Raw genomic sequence first — 4798 nt, forward strand, 5'->3', positions numbered from 1 at the left:
CGCCGTGGCGAAACGGATCGCCTCCGGCCTGGGCCCCGCCGTCGTTCGCCTAGCTGCTTGCCGGCGCCTTCTGGCGTCGCGCGGCGAGCTTTTCGGCGGCCTTCCGGCGGGCGACGAGCACCTTCTCGTCCACTGGGGCGTCGCCGCTGGCCCGCCGCGAGCGGGCATAGGCCATGGCTTCGTCCTGGCGTTCCTGCTCTGCGCCGGTGGCAATCTTCGCGCGCAGATGCTCAGGCCCATAGCCAAAGGCGTCCACGAGGTCGAGGGCGTGCGGACGCAGCCTGGACAGCAGACGGTTGATGTACCCCCCGAGGATGCGGGCGCGCTGGGCGGAGAGCCGCCCGTGCATGAGGTACCAGCCCAGGTTTTTCTCCACCAGCGACAGGCCGAACAGGTCCCGCAACCAGGTCAGCACCTGGCGGGTACCGTCGTCGTCGATCTGCCCGAGTGCGGCGGTAAAGGCCTCCCACTGCAGCAGTTCCGCGTGTGCGCGGGCGGCCTCGATCAGCTCATGCTGGTGTTCGTTGAACAGTGCCGCGGCCTCCGCCTGGGGCAGCCTCGTGGCATTGCGGAGCGCGCCGCCAATGCCGGCGACCATGGTGGAGACCCGGTCGGTGAGCAGCTGGCGCTGCGACTCCGGATCCTTCAGGTAGTTGGCGCTCTTGCGCTCCGAGCCGCTGTCTGCGAACGTCTGGGCCACCTGGCGCAGGCCGGTGCGGTGGAAGGTGGCGTCGGCCGCCTGGTGGGCAACCCACCGGGCCATCACGCCGAAGTCTGCGTGGCGGAACTCCTTGGCGTAGTCCGCGAGCAGCCGCTTGGCGACCAGCTGCAGCAGCACCGTGTTGTCGCCCTCGAAGGTGGCGTAGATGTCCAGGTCGGCGCGCAGCGCCGCGAAGCGGTTTTCGGCCAGGAACCCTGCCCCGCCGGTGGCCTCCCGGCATTCCTGCAGGGTGTCCAGCGCGTGCCACGTGCTGAGCGACTTCAGGGCGGCGGCCAGGGTTTCCAGGTCCTGCCGGTCCTCGTCGGTGTCGTGGGCGCCGGAGAACACGTCGTCGAACTTCTCCAGCAGTTGTTCGTGCGCGAAGGACGCCGCGTAGGTGGTGGCCAGCCGCGGCAGCAGGCGCCGCTGGTGGCGCTGGTAGTCCAGCAAGACCTCTTCGGAGGTGTCCGAGGACGCATTGAACTGCCGGCGCTCGGTGCCGTAGCGCACCGCGATGGCCAGGGCTACCTTGCTGGCGGCCACCGCGGCGCCGTCGAGCGAAACGCGGCCCTGCACCAGGGTTCCCAGCATGGTGAAGAAGCGGCGGCCCGGGCTGGCGATGGGGGAGGTGTAGGTGCCGTCCTCGGCCACGTCGCCGTACCTGTTCAACAGGTTAGTGCGCGGGATGCGGACATGGTCGAAGTGCAGGCGGCCGTTGTCGATGCCGTTGAGCCCGCCCTTGTAACCGTCGTCTTCGCCGCCGATGCCGGGCAGGAAGTTGTGCTGTTCGTCCCGGATGGGCACATAGAAGGCGTGGACGCCGTGGTCGACGCCCCGGGTGATGAGATGCGCGAACACCACCGCGGCCAGGCCGTCGTTGGCGGCGTTTCCCAGGTAGTCCTTCCACGCGGCCCGGAAGGGTGTGTGGATGACGAATTCCTGCGTGGCCGGTTCGTAGGTGGCGGTGGTGGCGATGCTTGCCACGTCGGATCCGTGGCCGGTTTCGGTCATGGCGAAGGCGCCCGGCGTCTTGAGGCTCATGATGTCCGGCAGCCACTGGTCATGGTGTTCCCGGGTGCCCAGGTGCAGCACCGCCGCGCCGAACAGGCCCCACTGCACACCGGCCTTGATCTGCAGCGAGGGGTCGGCGGTGACGAGTTCCTCGAAACCGGCCACGTTGCCGCCGTGATTGTCTTCGCCGCCGAGCCGTGCGGGGAAGGCACGGTGCACGGCGCCGGTGTCCACCAGGTACTTCAACTGCCCGAAGACCCGCTGCCGGTGCTCCTCCATCGTCAGCCCGCCGATGCGGTGGAGTTCCGGGCGGCCGGCCAGGTCGCGTGCCGCCTGGCGGATGTCGGCCCAGCGGCCCAGCAGGAGCCGGCCGAGTTCGGCCACATCCACGGTGGCTCCGTTGTCTTCAACCGGTTCCGGGGTTTCCAGGGCGGGCGTATACGTCATCGGATGTTCCTTCGGTCGTCAGGTGTGTGTCGGTGGGGCCGGGGAAGGCGGCGGGGCGGCCGGGTGCGGGCGGTCAGTCCATGCCCGGAGTGTTGTGGGAACGGCCGGGTGGCCCGGAGCCCGCTGCGGGAGCTCCGTTGTCCGGTGCGACGCCACCCAGCAGCCATTGGGTGAGCAGGCCCGTCATGACTTCCCGGCTCGGCTTGGTTTCATCGGCGGGAGCCGCCAGCCAGCATTCACCGGCCGCACGCACCATGCCGATGGCGGCCCGGGGCCAGTAGGATGCGGCCGCCAATTCCGCGGCATTCCCCGCTGCCGCGGCCAGGTGGTCGCGCAGCGGGGCCTCGATCATGGCGGTGACGTTGGCGAAAAAGTCCTGCAGGACGGCGGAACTGCCGTCCTCCGGTGCGGCCGCCGGCCGCGCATCGTCCCGACCGGGTGGCGGAACGGCCGGCGGCTCGGACGGCGCGGCGCGGGTGACGAACGCGTACACGTGCGGCGAGGATTCGGCCATTTGCAGGTAGACGGACACCATGGCGTGCAGGCCCTCCCGGGCCGTCGTCGCTGTGGCGGCGGCCTCCTGGAGCCGGGCCTGCATCCGGCCGATCACCACCTCGCCCATGGCCCGCTGCAGGCCGGCCTTGTCACCGAAGTAGCGGTAGAAGACGGGTTTGGACGTCCCGGCCGCCGCCGCGATCTCCTCCATGGACGCGTCGGGGCCAAGCCGGTGTACCGCGTGCCGCGCCGCGCGGATCAGCTCCCGGCGGCGTTCCGTCCGGTGACGGTCCCAGCGGGCCGAGCGGCCGTCCGCGGGCGTCGCCGGATTCGAGGCGGCCTGGCGGCCTGTGGCGGTGTTCACGTAACTCAGCGTATCAGGTACGCTTGGTTACGGTAACTGTCGTTTGTTCCGCTCCGCACCCAATCGAGGAGAGCCCACATGGCCACTTCACCTGACGCCACCGGCACCCGCTCCGCCAACGGACTGCGCAGGGCAGTAGTCGTCGGCGGCAACCGCATCCCCTTCGCCCGCGCGAACGGAGCCTACACCCAGGCCAGCAACCAGGACATGCTCACCGCGGCCCTGGACGGGCTGGTGGCACGGTTCGGGCTGCAGGACGAACGCATCGGCGAGGTGGCCGCCGGGGCTGTCCTTAAACACTCGCGCGACTTCAACCTCACCCGCGAGGCGGTGCTCGGCTCGGCGCTTTCACCGCAAACACCTGCGTACGACCTGCAGCAGGCGTGCGCCACCGGTTTGGAAACCGTGATGGGCTTGGCGAACAAGATCAAACTGGGGCAGATCGACTCCGCGATCGCCGGCGGCGTGGACTCCGCCTCGGACGCACCGATCGCGGTCAGCGAAGGACTCCGGGCCGTCCTCCTGGAACTGAACCGCGCCAAGAGCATGCAGCAGAAGCTGACCGCCATCGCCAAATTGCGGCCCAAGGACCTGGCACCCAACGCGCCGGGCACGGCCGAGCCGCGGACCGGGCTGTCGATGGGCGAGCACCAGGCGCTGACCACCGCGGCCTGGAACATCAGCCGCGACGCGCAGGACGAACTCGCCCTGGCCAGCCACCACAACCTCGCGGCAGCTTATGAGCGCGGATTTTTCGATGACCTCATGACGCCCTACCGGGGCCTGGCCAAGGACTCCAACCTGCGCGCCGACACCACCTTGGAGAAGCTGGGCAAGCTGCAGCCGGTGTTCGGCAAGAACCTCGGCGCCGAGGCAACCATGACGGCCGGCAACTCCACGCCGCTGACCGACGGGGCCTCCACCGTGCTGCTCAGTTCGGAAGAGTACGCCCGGAGCAACGACCTGCCGGTGCTGGCGGAGGTGGTGGACTCCGAGGCCGCCGCCGTTGATTTTGTGCACGGCAAGGAAGGACTGCTGATGGCGCCGGCCTATGCCGTGCCCCGGCTGCTGGCCCGGCAGGCCCTGACGTTCGCCGACTTCGATTTCTTCGAGATCCACGAGGCCTTCGCCGGGACGGTGCTGTGCCACCTGGCCGCGTGGGAAAGCGAGGAGTTCTGCCGCAACAAGCTGGGCCTCGAGAAGCCCCTGGGCGCCATCGACCGGAACTGCCTCAACATCAATGGCTCCTCGCTGGCCACCGGCCATCCCTTCGCGGCCACCGGCGGACGCCTGGTGGCCAGCCTGGCCAAGATGCTGCGCGAGAAGGCCGACGCCGAGTCCCGCACCACCCGCGGCCTGATTTCCGTCTGCGCCGCAGGCGGCATGGGCGTCGTCGCCATCCTGGAGGCGAACTGATGACCGACCGGTACGTGGATTTGGTCAACGCCGGACCGGTGAAGAGCCTGGCCAAGAAGCTGGGGCTGCCGCAGCCCGCCGTGCTGCGGCGCTACCGGCCCGGCGCACCGCTGCTGCCCGGACCTGTCCTGGTGCTCGGCGCGGGTGCCGGCGCCGACACGGTGGCCAAGGAAATGCTCGGGTGGGACCTCGACGTTCGCCGGCATGCGGCACCAAAGGAACGCCTCGGCGGCATCGTGCTGGTGCTCGACGAGCTGGAAGCGCCCGAGGACCTGTCGGAGCCCATGCTCAGCGCCGGCGCCAGCCTCAGGGACCTGGCCCCCGGCGGCCGCGTGATCACCGTATCCCGGCCCGCCGACGGTGCC

The 4798-nt window shown here is 69.8% G+C and carries 3 protein-coding genes and 1 pseudogene; 2 read left to right on the forward strand and 2 right to left on the reverse strand.

Annotated elements, in window-relative coordinates; all coding sequences use genetic code 11:
* Positions 1–49: 49 nt before the first annotated feature.
* Together AC5RUJ_RS11245 and AC5RUJ_RS11250 are read right to left on the reverse strand one after the other, a co-directional pair.
* On the reverse strand, positions 50–2158 hold the full coding sequence (locus AC5RUJ_RS11245; RefSeq protein ID WP_494127862.1) for an acyl-CoA dehydrogenase family protein: 2109 nt from the start codon (positions 2156–2158) through the stop codon (positions 50–52).
* 73 nt (positions 2159–2231) lie between these two features.
* Positions 2232–3017: a TetR/AcrR family transcriptional regulator gene (locus AC5RUJ_RS11250; RefSeq protein WP_494127861.1), complete on the reverse strand. Its 786-nt coding sequence runs from the start codon at positions 3015–3017 to the stop codon at positions 2232–2234.
* A gap of 78 nt (positions 3018–3095) precedes the next feature.
* On the opposite strand from AC5RUJ_RS11250, the gene AC5RUJ_RS11255 reads away from it, so the two are divergent.
* Together AC5RUJ_RS11255 and AC5RUJ_RS11260 are read left to right on the forward strand one after the other, a co-directional pair.
* Positions 3096–4433 carry an acetyl-CoA C-acetyltransferase gene (locus AC5RUJ_RS11255; protein WP_494127860.1) on the forward strand — a complete coding sequence of 446 codons (1338 nt, stop codon included), beginning with the start codon at positions 3096–3098 and terminating at the stop codon, positions 4431–4433.
* Positions 4433–4798 (forward strand): annotated as a pseudogene (locus tag AC5RUJ_RS11260) (3-oxoacyl-ACP reductase); the annotation flags it as partial. The gene AC5RUJ_RS11255 and the pseudogene AC5RUJ_RS11260, both read left to right, overlap by 1 nt.

The sequence above is a fragment of the Arthrobacter sp. Y3223164 genome (assembly GCF_059091005.1).

Excerpts from the sequence above, each read along its gene's own strand:
- AC5RUJ_RS11245 (WP_494127862.1), bottom strand. The coding sequence starts at position 2,158 with ATGACGTATACGCCCGCCCTGGAAACCCCGGAACCGGTTGAAGACAAC.
- AC5RUJ_RS11255 (WP_494127860.1), top strand. The coding sequence starts at position 3,096 with ATGGCCACTTCACCTGACGCCACCGGCACCCGCTCCGCCAACGGACTG.